The sequence below is a fragment of the Sphingobacterium paramultivorum genome, from assembly GCF_014109745.1.
Taxonomy (GTDB): domain Bacteria; phylum Bacteroidota; class Bacteroidia; order Sphingobacteriales; family Sphingobacteriaceae; genus Sphingobacterium; species Sphingobacterium paramultivorum.
This window is the reverse complement of sequence record NZ_CP058555.1, coordinates 680,086-697,299: the sequence shown is the minus strand read 5'-3', so window position 1 is coordinate 697,299 and position 17,214 is coordinate 680,086. Positions and strand designations below refer to the sequence as shown.

The 17,214-nt window shown below is 40.4% G+C and carries 17 protein-coding genes; 1 reads left to right on the top strand and 16 read right to left on the bottom strand.

Annotated features, from left to right (window positions below):
- Nucleotides 1-36: 36 nt before the first annotated feature.
- The 9 genes from HS960_RS02620 to katG form a co-directional block, all read right to left on the bottom strand.
- Entirely contained in the window at nt 37-630 is a 594-nt protein-coding gene (locus HS960_RS02620; RefSeq protein ID WP_228280184.1) for a GNAT family N-acetyltransferase, read from the bottom strand.
- Nucleotides 631-725: 95 nt separating this feature from the next.
- Nucleotides 726-1,568 (bottom strand): ABC transporter ATP-binding protein, encoded by an 843-nt coding sequence (locus tag HS960_RS02615; RefSeq protein ID WP_182331192.1) that lies wholly within the window; start codon nt 1,566-1,568, stop codon nt 726-728.
- The gene (locus HS960_RS02610) at nt 1,565-2,581 is read right to left on the bottom strand and encodes a FecCD family ABC transporter permease (protein WP_182331191.1); all 1,017 of its coding nucleotides are present in this window, start codon (nt 2,579-2,581) and stop codon (nt 1,565-1,567) included. Before HS960_RS02610 ends, HS960_RS02615 begins: the two co-directional genes overlap by 4 nt.
- The gene (locus HS960_RS02605; protein WP_182331190.1) at nt 2,578-3,579 is read right to left on the bottom strand and encodes an ABC transporter substrate-binding protein; all 1,002 of its coding nucleotides are present in this window, start codon (nt 3,577-3,579) and stop codon (nt 2,578-2,580) included. The genes HS960_RS02610 and HS960_RS02605 overlap by 4 nt, the downstream gene beginning before the upstream one ends.
- Nucleotides 3,580-4,137, bottom strand: a complete 558-nt coding sequence (locus HS960_RS02600) for an urease accessory protein UreE (protein WP_182331189.1) — start codon at nt 4,135-4,137, stop codon at nt 3,580-3,582.
- A gap of 130 nt (nt 4,138-4,267) precedes the next feature.
- The gene (hypB, locus tag HS960_RS02595; RefSeq protein WP_159727670.1) at nt 4,268-4,996 is read right to left on the bottom strand and encodes a hydrogenase nickel incorporation protein HypB; all 729 of its coding nucleotides are present in this window, start codon (nt 4,994-4,996) and stop codon (nt 4,268-4,270) included.
- Between the two features lie 12 nt (nt 4,997-5,008).
- On the bottom strand, nt 5,009-5,353 hold the full coding sequence (locus tag HS960_RS02590) for a hydrogenase maturation nickel metallochaperone HypA/HybF (RefSeq protein WP_088162260.1): 345 nt from the start codon (nt 5,351-5,353) through the stop codon (nt 5,009-5,011).
- An 82-nt stretch (nt 5,354-5,435) separates the two neighbouring features.
- The gene (locus HS960_RS02585) at nt 5,436-5,837 is read right to left on the bottom strand and encodes a hypothetical protein (RefSeq protein ID WP_088162261.1); all 402 of its coding nucleotides are present in this window, start codon (nt 5,835-5,837) and stop codon (nt 5,436-5,438) included.
- A 310-nt stretch (nt 5,838-6,147) separates the two neighbouring features.
- Nucleotides 6,148-8,427, bottom strand: coding sequence for a catalase/peroxidase HPI (gene katG / locus HS960_RS02580; protein WP_182331188.1), 2,280 nt, complete (start codon nt 8,425-8,427; stop codon nt 6,148-6,150).
- A 266-nt stretch (nt 8,428-8,693) separates the two neighbouring features.
- Between katG and HS960_RS02575 the strand changes: the two genes are divergently transcribed.
- The gene (locus tag HS960_RS02575) at nt 8,694-9,275 is read left to right on the top strand and encodes a DUF4126 domain-containing protein (protein WP_182331187.1); all 582 of its coding nucleotides are present in this window, start codon (nt 8,694-8,696) and stop codon (nt 9,273-9,275) included.
- Nucleotides 9,276-9,477: 202 nt separating this feature from the next.
- Here HS960_RS02575 and HS960_RS02570 read toward each other — a convergent pair whose 3' ends face one another.
- The 7 genes from HS960_RS02570 to HS960_RS02540 form a co-directional block, all read right to left on the bottom strand.
- Nucleotides 9,478-9,933 (bottom strand): Hsp20/alpha crystallin family protein, encoded by a 456-nt coding sequence (locus tag HS960_RS02570; protein ID WP_153845809.1) that lies wholly within the window; start codon nt 9,931-9,933, stop codon nt 9,478-9,480.
- Between the two features lie 607 nt (nt 9,934-10,540).
- Nucleotides 10,541-10,879, bottom strand: a complete 339-nt coding sequence (locus HS960_RS02565) for a hypothetical protein (protein WP_075993453.1) — start codon at nt 10,877-10,879, stop codon at nt 10,541-10,543.
- Nucleotides 10,880-10,891: 12 nt separating this feature from the next.
- Nucleotides 10,892-11,449, bottom strand: coding sequence for an RNA polymerase sigma factor (locus tag HS960_RS02560; RefSeq protein WP_202883743.1), 558 nt, complete (start codon nt 11,447-11,449; stop codon nt 10,892-10,894).
- 230 nt (nt 11,450-11,679) lie between these two features.
- The gene (locus HS960_RS02555) at nt 11,680-12,663 is read right to left on the bottom strand and encodes an FAD:protein FMN transferase (RefSeq protein WP_202883742.1); all 984 of its coding nucleotides are present in this window, start codon (nt 12,661-12,663) and stop codon (nt 11,680-11,682) included.
- A gap of 87 nt (nt 12,664-12,750) precedes the next feature.
- Nucleotides 12,751-14,949, bottom strand: coding sequence for a PepSY domain-containing protein (locus HS960_RS02550; protein WP_182331186.1), 2,199 nt, complete (start codon nt 14,947-14,949; stop codon nt 12,751-12,753).
- A 14-nt stretch (nt 14,950-14,963) separates the two neighbouring features.
- Entirely contained in the window at nt 14,964-15,449 is a 486-nt protein-coding gene (locus HS960_RS02545; RefSeq protein ID WP_075993457.1) for a DUF2271 domain-containing protein, read from the bottom strand.
- Between the two features lie 18 nt (nt 15,450-15,467).
- Nucleotides 15,468-16,973, bottom strand: a complete 1,506-nt coding sequence (locus HS960_RS02540; RefSeq protein ID WP_159727682.1) for an ankyrin repeat domain-containing protein — start codon at nt 16,971-16,973, stop codon at nt 15,468-15,470.
- Nucleotides 16,974-17,214 lie beyond the last annotated feature (241 nt).

Here is a 17,214-nt window from a genome sequence, read left to right as displayed (position 1 = left end):
TAAATTATATATTTTTTGGCTTATCCACTTTTAGGGTTAAGCAATACGATCAACGAATAATTCCATGTGTATGGTTGGAAAATTCGATTCATTACAAAAGTCTTTCAACTGAAATCCCTGTTTTCCCCAAAACTCATAGGCTCCAGTCAGGAATGGGTGGGTATGTAAATAAAGCCTTTCGATACCTTTCTCCTTAGCGACCGCTGTCAAGCCCTTAAATAAGGCAGTTCCTAAACCTGACCTACGATAGCTTGGGTCGACAAAAAGACGGGCTACTTCCACTGTTTTCCTTCTGTCAATATCCAAATGCGGGAAACGGTAGTCATAAGCCAGCATGCCAACGACGCCAATCAGTTTACCCTGCTGATCTTTTGCCTGCAAGAATGCACCAGCTTCAGCCTCAAGATACACGGCTGAAAAAGCCAGTAGATCTTTAGGAAGTTTATGTGCATCCAACATCGGGAACAACTGTTTCCGAAATTCTATGACATAAGGTAATACGACATCAATATCTTCTTTTTCAACACGAGATATGCTGATATTTTTCAAATGGGGTTGCGTAGGAAAACATCGCTTGCTCATCTGTTGATTTTCAACCAATATATTGCCGCTGTCTTTGATGGTATTCATATCGTTATAGCTATTTTAAAATATTTGCACAGTAAACTGAGCATCTCACTTGCAAACCATGATCTTTCATAAATGCACCTACTCAGGCAGCTTCATCATGGCGTATTCATTTCAATTTTGGTCTCCGCGTTATGCGCTGAACCCGCAATGGTGTCAAATGCCCTATCCGCACCCAGCATCGGAACAAACATCCATTTCTTTTGATTTTCCAAACTGATCAAAGGAAGTTGATAGGTCTGTTCCAATAATTCCCGTACTTGCTCTTGCTCCAGACCGTGCAGATCCACAAGCCTATTGTCCTTCATCAGATAAAACTGATCACCAAAAAAGTACGCCATGTTGGGGTCGTGCATCACACATAACACGGTTGTCCCCTCTTTGACCAGCTCCTTGGCTGTCTGCAGAACCGCAATCTGATAGTTCAGATCCAAATGATTGGTGGGTTCATCAAGCAATAATAAATCAGGTTGTTGTACCAACACGCGACAAAGTAATACCAATTGTCGCTCTCCTCCAGACAATGAGGTATAGGGTTTGTCCTTTAAATGTGTGAGGTTAAATCTATCCAAGATCTGTTCAACGGCCTCGAAGTCTTCCTTACTTGGTGAAAAACGAGAAAATGAGGCTCGTCCCGTCAGAATAACATCAACAACGCTAAAAGGAAATGTGGTCTGATGGAACTGGTTCAGAAAACCCAACTTCAATGAATTGGCCCGACCAACCTTCCAATCGCGACGGTCTGTTTCACCGATAAGAACTGATCCATTATATTTTTTTTCCAGCCCTGCAATAATATTAAACAGAGTCGATTTACCACTTCCATTTCGACCAAGAATAACAGAAAGCTTTCCTTCCGGAAATGACATGTTTACATCATTTAAAATGATATCCTTACCATAGGCAAAAGAAAGGTTTTTGATATGAATTGAATTATTCATGAATTCCAGTTGATTTCGTTACGGCGCATCAGGTAGATAAACAAGGGAGCACCAATAATCATCGTAAAAACACCGATCGGAATTTCAAATGGCATAACAGCCCTAGAAAAATCATCGATAAGTAATAGGAAAGTACCCCCAATACTGATATTTGCCCACACAATAATATTGTTATTGGGTCCAAAGATCATGCGGCTGATATGTGGTACAATTAATCCGAACAGACTAATCATCCCGACAGCTGCCACAGCTGATGCCGTAATCATTGTCGCCACAGCAATGAAGACCAATTTCAATATTTTCGGGTTAACGCCAACAGCAATTGCTTCTTGATCGCCAAGGGCGAGAAGATTCAGCTTCCAGCGCAAAAGGATCAGGATCCCCAATCCTATTGTGATCGGCAGGAACGCATGCTGTACTTTCGACCATGATGCCGTATGCAGATTCCCCATTGTCCATTGCACAATAGCTTGTAATTTATAGGGATCACTAATGTATTGTAACAGGGTTAACATCGCTGTAAATACACCGGAAATAACCATTCCAGCCAACACCATCCCAATAATCGAGGTTTTCAAGCCGGCATTTGAAACAAAATAGGTCAAACCTACAGCACATACACCGAACAGAAATGCCGATAGATTGACGGACAATAAAGGGAACAACATGGCCAATGCAGCCCCAAAAGCAGATCCCGAAGAAATACCCAATGTAAAGGGATCAACGATTGGATTCCTAAAAATAGCCTGCAAAATTCCACCGGAAGAAGCTAATGCTGCTCCGACCATAAAGGTCAACAGAATCCGTGGTAAACGTACCTGCCACAATATCGTATCCATGTTATCTTTCAACACCGCATTATAGTCTCCGATATAAATTCCCACTTCCGATCCAATGCGTTGGCAGAGCTCGACAAAACCAATGTTCTGACTTGATCCTACAAGTAAGGAAAGCAATAAAACCAACAGCGGTAAAACAACTAGCAGAAACAGCTTTTTTAATTGATGTATCATTGAAGTAGTCCTGCTTTACCGTATAGTTTTTCAAAAGCTATGGTCATATCCTGATCAAGCTGTTGTTTCGTATAATCCGAAAAACACCAATGTCTAATCTGTTTGGCAAAAAGCATAAATTTGACGGTATGTGGATCGAATGGGAACGACGGTGACATCACAAATACCTGTTTATTTCTCACTGCAGGTAATGCCGCGAGTTCCTTCAGATTATATACGTCTGCCAATTTAGAATTCCAAAGAATAATGAGGTCCGGATTCCATTTATAAATCGTTTCTGCGCCGACATTTGGGGCTTCCATTTCCAACGGGCAGGCATTCGCTGCGCCCGAAAGACGGATCGCCATATCAATCAAACTACCTCTACCGGATGTCGAAAGTACTCTACCTTTAGACCAGGCATAATAAACCTTCTTCTGTATTTGATCTTTGGGAGCAGTCATTTTTTTGATCTCCGCCGAAACAAATTGAACAATTTCTTCCGCTCGCGCTTTCTTTCCGAGCAAGGCTCCCATCCCTATCAGTTCATTAAAAATACTTTTTTCATCCTGCGAAGAAAAAGTAAACACGGGAATTCCAAGATCTTCTAATTGAGAAATATTATCCTGATCGGTATTGAACGTCAAAACAAGATCAGGGTTCAAGCCCACTATGCTTTCCACATTATTTGCCTGGCCTGCGAAGGTAGGCGTTGCCAGTTCTTTTTTTGCAATTCTTTGATCCAATTTGGATAAAAAGCTATAGGTATCTTCGACCTGATAAACCTGCTCAGGGATACCGACAAGACTATTTTCAGCACCCAACATATACACTTCATCAACAAGCGAAGGGAATAGTACAACCACACGCTTTGCCACATGCGCCAACACAACTTCCTTCCCTCTACTATCGACTGCTTTCACTTGACTGTTGAGCGTGCCGGATTGCCGATTTTGGCAGGCACTCAATATACCAGAGCATACCAAAAGCAATACAACTATAATTCGATTCACTTTCATTTAATTATCTTTTCGAACTTGTTCACCCAAACTGATATGCCCGTCTATTCTCTTTAAATCTGGATTCTTCTTATTTTTAGCCTGCAAACGAATCAAATCTTCGGATAACAGTAAAGCTTCCTCCAACTGAATCGACGTTCCATATTTTACCAAAATCTGCTCGTAAAGCCTTCCATCATAAGGGAGACGAAGAGATTCTTTGTCTGCCACCTTGAATATTGGCAGGTGTCTGTTTCCGATGAAATAACCGAAATCTGCAAGCTGAACCAAATCCGTTGGATTAAATCTTATCGTCAACGAAGGCTTGACAACCAAGATCGCCTGCAGCGTTTCCTGATGAAATAAACCATCACCATGGTGCCATTCCGCTCCTTGGTCCAATTGCATAAGAATTGCTTTTCCGTTTATTGTATTGCGCGTCAGGCGTCTTTTATGGACTTCATACCACTCAAGATGCACTTGATCGACGTCGCTAAGGGCAAACTCCTTGTTTGCGACAATTTTATCTATTGGTATGGGCAGCTTATTCATTTTTGTAAACTTATCTTCATCACACATTAACAGCACTTTTTGACTTTGTTTTCAGGGCTATTTATTTCCTCAAAAAACAGCACTATTGCATCAACATTGAACAGGATAACAATAAAACATGGATCATTATTATCCTATTCATTTTATCTGTTATTCATTATTTTACTTCAAGCGCTTTATATTGATCTTTTTTTGCCTGAACTCTTTCTTTCAACCAATCACACCAAGTATCAAGGCCGTCACCATTTAATGTACTGATTGTAATAACTTCCAAGTTGGGATTTACCTCGCGCGCATCTTTCGTTACCGCATCCACGGAGAAAGGTACATATGGTAATAAATCCGCTTTGGAAACCAACATCAATTCGCTTGTTAAAAACATACGTGGGTATTTTTTTGGTTTATCATCCCCTTCTGTTGTCGCCAATAAGGTTACGCGGTAATCTTCACCCAAATCAAATGCCGATGGACACAATAAGTTCCCAACGTTCTCGATAAACAACAGATCTATTCCTTCAATATCGATATGATCCAGGGCTTGTAAGATCATTTGCGCCTCAATATGACACATTCCTCCAGTGACAATCTGCAAGGCATTGATGCCCACATCGCGCATACGTACCGCATCGCGTTCAGTTTCCGGATCACCCACCAAAACAGCGATATTCAAATCTTCCGACAAACGTTTTCCCGTCTCTTGCATCAAGGTTGTTTTACCTGAACCCGGAGAAGAGCATACATTGATCACACAGACATCTTTCAGTCTATCGCGGATGGCTTTTGCGACAAAATCATTTGCTTTTAATAAATGTAGTGTTGTATTTTCACATTGAACCGAACCTACACGGTTACCTAAACTTTTAGGATTTGGAGTATTGTCTGACATGATAAACGATTTTTAGTCTTGTTTAAAAATTACTTTTGATATATAGAGTTCATTTCCCTGAACAATTGTACTGGAGGGTTGCCCGCAGTCACAGACAAATCGATGAAAATGAACAGGGAAATTTTTCTGGCAATGTTCACAGTATGCAATGATATCGTTTACAACGACCTCCATTTCCATATCCTGGTATTGCGTATTTTCAGCAATAAAAGCATCAAATGCATTTTGGATCAATACAGGCTGAACGTTGGATAACAATCCTGCTGTAACTTGAATTTTTTGAATATCATCTACCCTAGCCTCATAATGCGAGGTCAACGTATCAAAAATATCCTTTACTATACTTAGCTCGTGCATTGGTATATTTTAAGAAATAAATAAATTTAGAAAAGAAATGGCAGATTTCTTTGCCTGTCTGATGTGAAGAAAAGCTTACGCCTTAGCATGGAATTTTGATTTGCTCAAACAGCAAAAATCGAGCTATGGGTATAGGCTCAAGATCTAAGGTATGTTCATACCGATAGTCTTTCTGCAATGGGGATGGCAGTAGTTCATGCCAAAGCAAATCAACAGTAACCAACCAACGATCCATTAACCAATCTTGTGCTACTTCTACGTCCATTTCCGCAACAATGGATTGAAGCGATGGGTAGAGTGAACAAAAGTGGCTATGATCTTTTGGAAAATGGGTTATGCGTGAATCTCCCGCGTGTTCTGAAGGACTTTTTGAAGATAAATACGAGGATTTAAAACTATCACTTTTCAGTACAAGACTGTTTGCATTTAAAATTTTAAATGATAATAACAGTGCTGCAAACAGAAAAATAAAGTGCTTCCACATAGCTTTAACGTAACAAAGTATCAAAGATTCCTTTGAAACCAATACAAAGTTACTACCGATCAAAGAAGAAAAAGTAGCACAAATCTTGAATTTTATTTCACAAAATAGGAAACACCCAAAGAAAATTCCATAATTCTATATATATTAAATTAAAATTTGGTTAAAGTGAGATTAAAATGATATTAGAGGCAAAAATTGGGTATTTTTTGTCGCAGCTAAACATGATAGAAGATATTTTCTCATATAGCAAAATCATAAGAAGCCAGCCTCGATAGGAGACTGGCTTCTTGAAAGACTTAATATTTATTCATTAGCGATGCAAATCGAAGCGATCCAACTCCATCACTTTATTCCATGCCTTCACAAAATCTTGTACAAATTTTTCGTTTGCATCGGAACTGCCATATATTTCGGCAACGGCTCTTAATTCAGCATTAGAACCAAAAACAAGGTCTGCGCGTCCTGCTTCCCATTTTTTAACACCAGTTTTACGATCTGATCCTTCAAAAACTTCCCGATCCGGAGAGATTGCTTTCCAAGCCGTTCCCATATCCAATAGATTAACAAAAAAGTCATTGGTCAGTTGCCCAGGTCGGTCAGTCATTACGCCTAGTTGGGAACCATCAAAATTGGCTTGAAGGGCACGCATCCCGCCAATAAGAACAGTCAATTCAGGAACCGATAAGGTCAGCAACTGTGCCCTATCAATCAATAACGATTCCGTAGACACGGTATAAGCGCCTTTGCGATAGTTTCTAAATCCATCCGAAATTGGCTCAAGATAGCCCATGGATTCCACATCCGTTTGCTCCTGTGTAGCATCCATACGCCCAGGGTGGAACGGTACTTTGATATCATGCCTAGCAGCACGAGCTGCCTGCTCTATCGCAGCAACACCGCCCAAGACAATTAAGTCTGCCAAAGAGATCTTTTTACCGCCCTGTTGTTTTCCATTAAAATCCTGCTGAATCTGCTCAAGCGCGGTAAGAACTTTTTGTAATTGCGCCGGATTATTGACTTGCCAATACCGCTGCGGAGCCAAACGTATTCTAGCGCCATTTGCACCACCTCTCATATCCGACCCACGGAATGTAGACGCTGAAGCCCAGGCTGTCGTTACGAGCTCGGCAGTGCTAAGTCCCGCGTTCAATAGGGCGGATTTCAATATACTAATGTCATCCGTATCGACCAAAACATGATCGACAGCCGGAATAGGATCTTGCCACAATAATTCCTCAGCAGGAACTTCGCCCCCCAAATAACGCTCTCTTGGTCCCAAATCACGGTGTGTTAATTTAAACCAGGCGCGAGAAAATGCATCAGCAAACGCATCTTGATCTTCGTAAAATTTACGCGAGATCTTTTCATAGATTGGATCAAAACGCAACGATAAATCGGTCGTCAGCATCGTTGGCCTGCGCTTTTTATTTGGATCAAAGGGATCTGGAACATTCGAATCGGCTCCTTTGGCGACCCATTGGTGTGCTCCTGCAGGGCTTTTTGTCAATTCCCATTCATGCTCAAAAAGATTCTTAAAAAAGAGGTTGGTCCATTCTGTCGGTTTTTGAGTCCAGATAACCTCCAATCCGCTCGTAATCGCATCAGCACCTACTCCACTGCCGTAAGTACTTTTCCAACCTAATCCTTGTTGTTCTATACCGGCAGCTTCAGGCTCTTTTCCGACATTGTCGGCAGGTCCAGCACCGTGAGTTTTTCCAAAAGTATGCCCACCTGCAATCAAAGCGACAGTTTCCTCATCATCCATAGCCATCCGACCAAAAGTATCTCGTATATCTTTTGCAGCGGCGATAGGATCAGGATTTCCATCCGGTCCTTCTGGATTAACATAAATTAATCCCATCTGTACCGCTGCCAACGGTTTTTCAAGATCACGGGAGTGTTGCTTACCATCTGCATTATCATCGGCAGACAAAACACCATGTGCTTCAACTACACCTTCTGAACCATGTGCATAACGAATGTCACCGCCTAACCATGTTGTTTCAGAGCCCCAATATACGTCCAATTCTGGTTCAAAAGCATCCACACGACCACCGGAATAACCAAAAGTTTTGAAGCCCATAGACTCCAAAGCGACGTTACCGGTTAAGATCAATAAATCTGCCCAGGAGATATTTTTACCATATTTTTGTTTGATAGGCCACAACAGGCGACGAGCTTTATCTAAACTCACATTATCAGGCCAGCTATTCAAGGGTGCAAAACGTTGCTGACCAGACCCAGCTCCGCCTCGACCATCACTTACCCGATAGGTACCCGCACTATGCCAAGCCATCCGGATGAATAATGGGCCATAATGACCAAAATCTGCCGGCCACCAATCCTGTGAATCGGTCATCAATGCATGCAAATCTTTTTTTACAGCTTCTAAATCCAACTGCTTAAATGCTTCTGCATAATCAAAGCCTTCGTCCATCGGATTTGACTTGCTCGCATGTTGTCTCAACAGATCTACACGAAGTCTATTTGGCCACCAATCCTGATTCTGAGTTCCCCCTCCCGTAACGGCGTTGCGCATAGTACCATTGTGAAATGGGCATTTGCTAATGTCTTTTTCGTTGTTGTCCATATGAAAAGAAAGTTTATTTATATAATACCTTAAGTGATCAAATTGTTTGACTTCCACTTTCATAAAATTACACAAATGCACTCCCACTTGTACATCGAATGATTCGATACACTATAATCAAAATCTATACACACCATCATCAAGTATATAAAAACTTGAAAATCATCTTTTAGCGAGACTCCAGAAAACGCGGATTTTTAGCATTGCTAAAACAAAAGCCATTCTTTTATTATTCTACAATTAGGTTGTATCAAAAAATATTGGCCATGAGTGAACTTTCTACATTTTTGGTGAGTGCTTTTATAGGAGTGAGTTTGGCGGCAGCCACTGGCTTCCGGATTTTCATGCCCTTATTTTTATTGAGTCTTGGCTGTCGGCTGGAATTGTTCCAAGTTGGAAATGAATTAGCTTGGGCGGGTTCACCGCTTGTTTTAGTAGCAACAAGTATAGCCATGATTTTGGAAATAGCGGGGTATTACATCCCTTTTATAGACAATATATTGGACAGCCTATCCATCCCCTTAGCGACCATAGCCGGTACTTTACTTTTCGCTATACAGTTTACAGATATTTCTCCTTTTTTCCGCTGGGCTATGGCCATAATCGCCGGTGGTGGTACCGCAGCAACCATTAGCACGGCCCTGGCAGGCACCCGAGCCGCCTCTTCGATCGGAACGGCCGGTTTTGGTAATTTTATGATTTCGACAATGGAAACCATCGGTTCTACGATTTTAACCATACTCGCCATATTTGTGCCTTTTATGGCTATAATCGTTGTTATAGGCTTGTTTTATTTCTTCTGGCGATTTGGCAGAGAACAACTAAATAAAAAACTTAAAAGAACTTAATAATTGAGAAACCATTGAATCTAATGAAACAGCTCCTCCTATCTTAAAAAAAATTAAAACTTTATCGCAATAAAGAGATTATGCTTATAACATATGCGCCTGTTTCATTTGATCTTTTAGTATAAAACAGAAAAGGACAGCAAATTTCCATGCTGCCCTCTTTGTTTTCAGATCTTATCCTGACTTACGTTTACTTCCCTTGTTAATCAATGATAACTTCTTGTGGCCGTATTACCTTTTCAAGATCTTTTGGAAGAATGACGGTCAATACGCCATCCTCGAAGCTCGCATGCACATTATCCGTAAGCACTTGTTCATTTAATTGGAATTCACGTTCAAATGCCATTCCATCGTACTCTTTATAAATATAATCTATGGCATTGTCCTGTGCATTCTCTGTACATGAAATTTTTAGTATTCCGTCATTTATACTGACTTGGAATTGTTCCTTCTTACGGCCAGCAGCAAAAAGCTGTACTTCATAGAATTCTTGATTCTCTACAATATTTACAGGAACAGATTGCTGTCCGCCACCACTGTGTGCAGCTTCACCTTCAAAAAAATGTTGTTGAAATTTTTCAAAACGGTCTTTAAAATGTTGTCCGCAAAATTTGTTATGATTTGAATATCCTCTGGTATAATGATCTCTTTTAAACATGTCTTTAATTTTTAATATTGAATAATACATTGAACTGATACATGACGAAAGCTTCGTCTTTGCAATTTTTTAAGCTTAATAAACGGGAACTATCGTTGCTTTCCTAGCACGTTTTTGTCCTTGTAATGGTACGATAGCGACCACTGTGTTGTATTGACGGTGAACGTTCGGATATACCAGAGTTCTATCCATTTTGAATGCTTGTCTATCTCTCCTACGCATTCTTGCTGCTGCGAAGCTTCCTATTCCGAAGAGAACTGTCCCAAACAATAAGAGTTTAAAGATCGTCCCAATAATCAAGGTTGCTAATCCCGCTATTGCCGTAAGCACAATCAGACGTGGCAATATAAATCGAAGTTTATTTTTCATTTGAATACATCTTTTTTGTAAAATGGTTGCTGGCTTCCTCCTTTTTCATCTGATTGAAAACGACATTCTCCTTGACCATTCGTATTTTGTAATTAATTATTATGCTGCCCAACATCCATTCTGACAGAACATCGCGTTCTGCTATTTCCTTAGCATCAGGATACCGGCATAAAAAAAGGCGCCTTTATAGAAGAAGACGCCCAACAACAGTTTTTACTTTAAAATTTTTATTCTTTTTTTAGAATCCACATCGTCCTCCAAAACGACGCTTCCATTCTTCCCGCAAACGCTCCCTTTCCTCATCGGAAAGATCTTCTCCTTTTTCCATCTGACGCGGAAAACCTTTTCGAAATCTCCCCCCCCCAGGTTTACCAAAACCCCTACCGAATAGAATTCTTGACAAAACAAAGAGTCCCAATGCCTGCCAATAGGTAATTGTTTTTAAATTGAAAATATCAACCATTAATGTATTCCATAAATATTGTAGTAAGGCTACCAACAAAAAAACACCAATGATAATAGCGACAAACATAAAAGCGAATTTACCCTTCCGCTGTCTATTCATTCTTCCATTCATAGCTTAATCCTTTTAAAATTTTAATTCTTCATACAAACTTCGCAACCGTACCCGCAGGTGCTTCACGGCATACCCTTTTCGACTGATAATCGTCTTTAGGTTCTCATTTTCCATAATGGCAATTTCTTGAAGTGTTTTCTCTTCCAGCTCATTCAGCACAAAAACCCGACGTTGCTTCTCCGGCAATTCCTCCAATGCTTTCATCAGCTCATCCCAAAAAATATCCTTAAATAATTTTAGCTCGGGATTATTGGAGTCGTCGGCCAAAAGGAACTGACGAATAGGAAAAGTACTTTTACTATCATCATCACCTGCTATCATATCGTCAAGCGATTCATTTTTCTTTTTCCGATAACTATCGGTAATCTTATTCCGTGTGACAGCATAGAGCCATGCTCCCGCATTCTCCAGTTCGTCCATATTGGTCAAACGGCTAAATTGATACCAGACCTCCTGTAAGATATCTTCTGCATCCTCCGTTTTCTTTACTTTTCCCTTAACAAAACGTAGCAGTTGACTTCCATAAGTCTTAACGATATCCGTAAATGATCTGGAATTTTTTTCTGCCATATGATTTTGGTATGCAATGTCCATAGCAGCATAGACGAACTAGTCAAACTTTTACTTTAAATTATTTTCATGGGTCTACTTTCTTACTGACTTCCACCGCATGAACAACATGACACATTCCTTTTCGTCTTCTTTCGTATACGCTTTGTTCGCATAAATATACTAGATAATCAGCTAATAGGCTATGCTTTCTATACACTTTATGCAACATAAAAAAGCAGTTCCATGGTTTAAGACTTCCGGCGCTGCTGAATGACCTTACCTTTATCGGTAATAAAAATATAATGGTATGCTGGAAAACGCTGAATCAATTTTTCCCCTTCTTTCTCGCCCAGTACCATGATTGAGGTACTGAGTGCATTTGCGATTTCCGCTGAGGGTCCATAAATCGTCACTGAAGTTAACCCTGTAGCTGGATAACCTGTCACCGGATTTATAATATGTGAATAACGTTTTCCATTGATCTCCGCATATTTCTCATAGCTGCCCGAAGTTGCTACGGCCATTTCATTCAAACGAAGAACTTTGACCATTCGATGGGGTTTGAACGGATTGTTTACGCCCACTTTCCATGCATCGTTCTGGGGTGGACTTCCCCAAGCCGACAGATCACCAGAAGCATTCACTATACCTGCTTCAATCCCTTTTGCTTTCATTATTTCCCTGCCCCTATCTGCTGCATACCCCTTCCCAATAGAACCGAAACCGATCTTCATACCCGGTAACTCCAGAAAAATTGTCGAAGCCGCACTATCGAGGCTAATGTGTTGATAACCAACTTTCTCGACAGACCTCTTAATCACTTCTTCCGAGGGCATCGTGGTCATGCTGCCATCAAATAGCCAAACTTTATCTAAGGCAACAATACTGATATCAAAAGCACCACCTGAATTTTGAGCATATTGGATTGCACGTTGTGTTAGTTCAAACACTTCTCTATCCACCTTAACTGGCTTAATCCCTGCATTGCGGTTCACCGTTGCTATTTGGGTTTGCGGACGCCATTCTGAAATCAGGTTTTCTATTCGATCTATTTCGGAGATGACTTCATCGATATGCTGATTTGTAATCGAGCTATCCCGATCTACCAGGCTAATTTCGAAAACAGAGCCCATAAGGGTAACCTGCCGCTTTACCAAGACCTGCGCAATCCCCGAAGTAATGGATACAAAGCAGAGTATTAAAAGCAGGCCACATTGTTTATTGTTCTTCATGAGATTGATCTGAAAAAGGGATTAAAAAGTCGATGCGTACCAAAAGCAGTCTCTATCGATGGGATATGCTATTGTACCACCAATTTACTAATAACAATCGGTTAAGATCTGTCCATTTTCTTTGTAGACTGCAATAGTTTTGCCGACATGTTCCAAAAGTAGCTCATTTAAAGTATGTTCAACGTCATGCTGCATACGCAATGCTCCACAAAGCAATATATAACCTCCTTTATCAAGCAATTCGACAAAATATAGCGCATCCCGACGAATCAAATCCATGACATATTGTGCATTTTCCTCGCGTGAAAAAGCCAGTTCAAGCTGTTTTAGATGTCCCAGCTTTATCTGCTCATCAGCAAAATCTATATAGTGTGCTGTCATTTCATTTCGATGGCGAAAACCAGCATACAGACGCAAAGGAGTCATACTTTCATTCTCTGAAATCATGCCTAGAAAAGGTGCTACCCCTGTACCATTCGCAATTAAAGCAACTGCATTTGCGGCTTTCGGAAAATGAAAACTTGGATTAACCATGACTCGTGCCTGTAGGGTTTGATTCGGTTCCAATCGATACAGGAAGCTTGAACCGAATCCATTAGGGAACAATTTCACCACAAGCTGAACCATACCGTCTTTGTAACCTATCGAATAAAAACGTTCACGTTGATCTTGCGCGGGATAGATTGCCAATAAATCGCCCGATTGCATTTTAATTTTACCTGAAGGTTTCAGTACTAAAGTAAAGGTCGTGTTACTAGCTGAAACAGTAGATTTCGCTATCACCTTAAATTTCGTCAATCCGACGACTTTAGCACTATAAATAGCCGGTGCAGAAGCTAATGCAATATTGGTCTGAGCAGACCACTGATGTATCCATGAAATAAGCTCATCAACATTCTTATCATTAACTGTGTGTAAATCTGTTAGTCGAGAAGCCCAGGCTTGTGTTTCTAATAAATGATCAATTTCGCACGCATAGGCACAAAAGTCGGGATAGGCTTTTGAACCAAATCCCAGAACCGAAAATTGTACGTCTTGTTCTTGTGGATGGCTGTTGAGCTTATGTTCAAATTGAAGTGCATTGGATGGTGCAGTTCCTAGCCCGTATGTTGAGGTAAACACAAGCAAGTGTTTTGCCTTTGGAAAGCATTGATATTGATTCATTCCGAGCAGCAACGATTTTTGCCCATCCGCTAAGAGCTGTTTATGGATCTGATTGGCGAAAAACAGCGTGCTTCCATTTTCCGTTCCGAAAAGAATAACAATCTCTGCTTCTTCAGGTTTATATTTATTCTTGATTTTAGTACGCGTGCGCTTGAATGTAATTGCAAAGCCCGTGTAAATAAAGAACACAATATTCAAAGATGCGAGCCCCAATATAATGGCCCATATGATATTGGTCTTTCCCGTATGGAGGTCCAAAGAAAACTGTTCGGCCAATGCAGTATAGGGATACTTTACTTCTTTATGCAAGCTTCCATTCAACTGATTTATGGTCAATTCCCGATCGCGAAGCTTCAATATAAAAAACTCATCAGGATCGTCTTCCATAAACGGAAACTCCAATGTCTTCAAATCGACAAGTTTTGTATTTTGGAATATCGAAAATTTTGCCACCTCCAATTGGATATCTTCCTTCATCTTATTGGGATATTCAATTGTTTGGTTCGGCTTTTTTAAGATTTCAATACGCACCAGGAATAAATAGGTACCTGTTAGGGCCAATATCAAAATTGGTATCAAAAATAAACGTCCTGAAACAACATGAAAATACTGGGCAAAAAAGTCCCGGTTGATTTTGGCAAAGAAATGTCGAACGCCCTGTTGACGCTTGACAATCAGAATAATTCCTGAAATAGTAATAAGAAACAACAGAAATGAAACCACACCAATAATCACCCGACCGGTCACTTTAAGAAAGAGTGAGCGGTGTAAAGCTGTAACCCATTGAACAAATTGGGACTTATTCAATTGGGGACCAAGCAGACGCCCCGTATTCGGATCGATATAACCTTTCACAGTGTTGCCATCTGCGTCTATGGCATCAATGCTCACGAATTGATTGTGATCTACCGAGATCGCTATGATTTCAGGATAAACCTTGCGCAAAGCTGTTACTGACTGCGCAAGGTTTAACGTTTCAATATGTTCAACCCGATAAGGCGGAATTTTTTCGTTGACGGCGTCAATGGCCAATATTACGCCAGTTATCGATAATAAAAGTAAAAAGATAGAAGAAACAATAGCTAAGGCTAAATGTGCATACCTCCAAATAGATACCAGCATTTTTACCCCTTTTCTTATTGTACTTTATTTAACTTAACAAGTTTGATATATCCCTTGCCATTAGCTTTTTCAGTGATAGCTTCCTTTGTCAAAGGAATTTCAACATCAGCAGTATGGTATTTTTGTTCCTCTACAGCAGATTCAAAACGGAGTTTATACCCTTTGTTAAACTTCGTTTCATCAATATCCAATGTCCGCATGGCACGGTCACCGCCACCAACTGACGCACCCGTCACCGCATTTAGCTTTTCTTTGGTTTTATTTTGGAACTTGTACCATTCCTTGATCGTATTATACCATTGTTTATCAGATCCCAATACGGCGAGTGTTTTTTCGTAAGCTCCACTAGGATTAATCAGTGAAATCACCACGTAGGCTTTCTCACCTTCATAGGCATTCATTTGGATCATACACTTATATTTAGCTGCCTGTGCGAAAGAGCTTAGGGCTGCCATCGAAAATAAAAGAGTGGCTATCGTTGTTTTAACTATGTTATTCATCTTCAATTGAATCTAATTTTATTTCAAAAAGTCAAGCTGCACATTGGATTTAGACAAGAAATCGTTTTCTTTCGCCAAATCATAAGCCGTTTCATCGAATTCTGTTTTCAATTCCTTTTTTGCACCAAGGGAAACCAATGTTTTTAGCAAGGAATCGTCTTTTGCTATGAGAGCTGCCTTATGTAGTGCCGTCGTTCCCTCTTTATCCTGTGCGTTAATATCTGCTCCAAGTTCGCTGGCTTTCTGAATAAGCTTCACATTCTCTTTCGCTACTGCCAAATGATACAATGTGCTACCATTTTTTTGTGGAGCAACAACGTCCAATCCATTCGTCTTAAGTATCGCTAATTTTTCTTTAAACTCATCCCCTTGTGAAGTATTTCCCTGCCCACCGGGTCTGCCGCCCTGAGGCAATTCCTTGTAAGAATTAAACCAGTAAAAGGCCAAGTTATTACCTTCCTTATCCAATAGCTTGATATCGGCTCCATCTTTAATCAACAATGCCACTATTTCGGGAGCCCCATTCGCTACAGCCTTGGTCAATGCAGATTCGCCTTTTTCATTTACTGCATTTACGTTCTTCGCTTTAGCAAGTAGCAGCTCGACCAATTTAGCATCCTTACCGCTGGCAGCCACCATAAGCGCTGTATTTCCATCGTTGTCCGCTTTTGCAACATCTACACCTTTATCCAAAAAATAATTGATCACGGCCATATCTGGTCTGCGAACTAAAGCATGCAGCACTGTCGCTCCTTCTTTATTTACAGCCTTGGGATCCAATTTGAACTTTTCAACCAAATAGGTATAAACCGACAAACCATTCGATGCTTGTCTGGAACCCTGAGTCGCAAAAAACAACGCATTATTGGTTGGTTTTACGCCACGGGCGATGAATTTCTCCATGAGCTCGATATTTCCAAGTTTAGCCGCATAATCCGTCACTGTGCGGCCCGACTCGTCTTTATCTTGAATAGATAATCCTTTTTTAATGAAATAATCTGTCAATGCAAGGTCCTTGTCTGCAGACGCTGCAAGCATCATTAATGTAGCACCACCTTCATATTTTTGCTTGGGATTCACACCCGCTTTAAACAAAGCATCATATACGGCAGTATTTGTATTTCCTGTCGAAGCTGCATAAGCAATAATTGGGTAACCATGGCTATCTTGGTAATTGACATCCGATCCTTTTGCAATTAAAAACTCGACAAGCTCCGCATTTCCACTTGACGCTGCCCAGTGTAAATAACTACGGCTATGATGCGTCTTCTTCGTTACACTATTCCCTTCTTGTTCGATCATAAACTTGACAACATCCGTCGGAGCGCCATTTAATATCGCCATTGTGACTGGATCAAAGGATGCCGCATTAGGCTGAGAAGGGCTATTTCCTTTACTGATTTCTTCTTTAACAATTGTCAAGGTAGGTTTACCTTTCCAAAACTCGCCGTTCATTAACGAGTTTGTTTGCGCCTGTGCATAAGTTGCAGCGAATAATAAAGCTGCTAAAAGTGTCTTTTTCATCCTTTTATTTGTCTTTTGAAGTTGATGAAGTAACATGGCCTATTCATTCCCTACTCAATTATTCGGCAAATTGAGCTACAGTCATACGATAACTTGGGTCGAAATACATCGTGCTGGTTTCATCAGAATATAAGTGTAAATGCGTATATTTTAAGAACAAGGGAGCTTTCCGAATTCGATTTTGTACAACAATTTCTGCATACAGACAAGTCCATGTTTAAAATAGAATAACTACTTTATT

Excerpts from the sequence above, each read along its gene's own strand:
- HS960_RS02620 (WP_228280184.1), bottom strand. The coding sequence starts at position 630 with ATGAATACCATCAAAGACAGCGGCAATATATTGGTTGAAAATCAACAG.
- HS960_RS02615 (WP_182331192.1), bottom strand. The coding sequence starts at position 1,568 with ATGAATAATTCAATTCATATCAAAAACCTTTCTTTTGCCTATGGTAAG.
- HS960_RS02610 (WP_182331191.1), bottom strand. The coding sequence starts at position 2,581 with ATGATACATCAATTAAAAAAGCTGTTTCTGCTAGTTGTTTTACCGCTG.
- HS960_RS02605 (WP_182331190.1), bottom strand. The coding sequence starts at position 3,579 with ATGAAAGTGAATCGAATTATAGTTGTATTGCTTTTGGTATGCTCTGGT.
- HS960_RS02600 (WP_182331189.1), bottom strand. The coding sequence starts at position 4,137 with ATGTGTGATGAAGATAAGTTTACAAAAATGAATAAGCTGCCCATACCA.
- hypB (WP_159727670.1), bottom strand. The coding sequence starts at position 4,996 with ATGTCAGACAATACTCCAAATCCTAAAAGTTTAGGTAACCGTGTAGGT.
- HS960_RS02590 (WP_088162260.1), bottom strand. The coding sequence starts at position 5,353 with ATGCACGAGCTAAGTATAGTAAAGGATATTTTTGATACGTTGACCTCG.
- HS960_RS02585 (WP_088162261.1), bottom strand. The coding sequence starts at position 5,837 with ATGTGGAAGCACTTTATTTTTCTGTTTGCAGCACTGTTATTATCATTT.
- katG (WP_182331188.1), bottom strand. The coding sequence starts at position 8,427 with ATGGACAACAACGAAAAAGACATTAGCAAATGCCCATTTCACAATGGT.
- HS960_RS02575 (WP_182331187.1), top strand. The coding sequence starts at position 8,694 with ATGAGTGAACTTTCTACATTTTTGGTGAGTGCTTTTATAGGAGTGAGT.
- HS960_RS02570 (WP_153845809.1), bottom strand. The coding sequence starts at position 9,933 with ATGTTTAAAAGAGATCATTATACCAGAGGATATTCAAATCATAACAAA.
- HS960_RS02565 (WP_075993453.1), bottom strand. The coding sequence starts at position 10,879 with ATGAATGGAAGAATGAATAGACAGCGGAAGGGTAAATTCGCTTTTATG.
- HS960_RS02560 (WP_202883743.1), bottom strand. The coding sequence starts at position 11,449 with ATGGCAGAAAAAAATTCCAGATCATTTACGGATATCGTTAAGACTTAT.
- HS960_RS02555 (WP_202883742.1), bottom strand. The coding sequence starts at position 12,663 with ATGAAGAACAATAAACAATGTGGCCTGCTTTTAATACTCTGCTTTGTA.
- HS960_RS02550 (WP_182331186.1), bottom strand. The coding sequence starts at position 14,949 with ATGCTGGTATCTATTTGGAGGTATGCACATTTAGCCTTAGCTATTGTT.
- HS960_RS02545 (WP_075993457.1), bottom strand. The coding sequence starts at position 15,449 with ATGAATAACATAGTTAAAACAACGATAGCCACTCTTTTATTTTCGATG.
- HS960_RS02540 (WP_159727682.1), bottom strand. The coding sequence starts at position 16,973 with ATGAAAAAGACACTTTTAGCAGCTTTATTATTCGCTGCAACTTATGCA.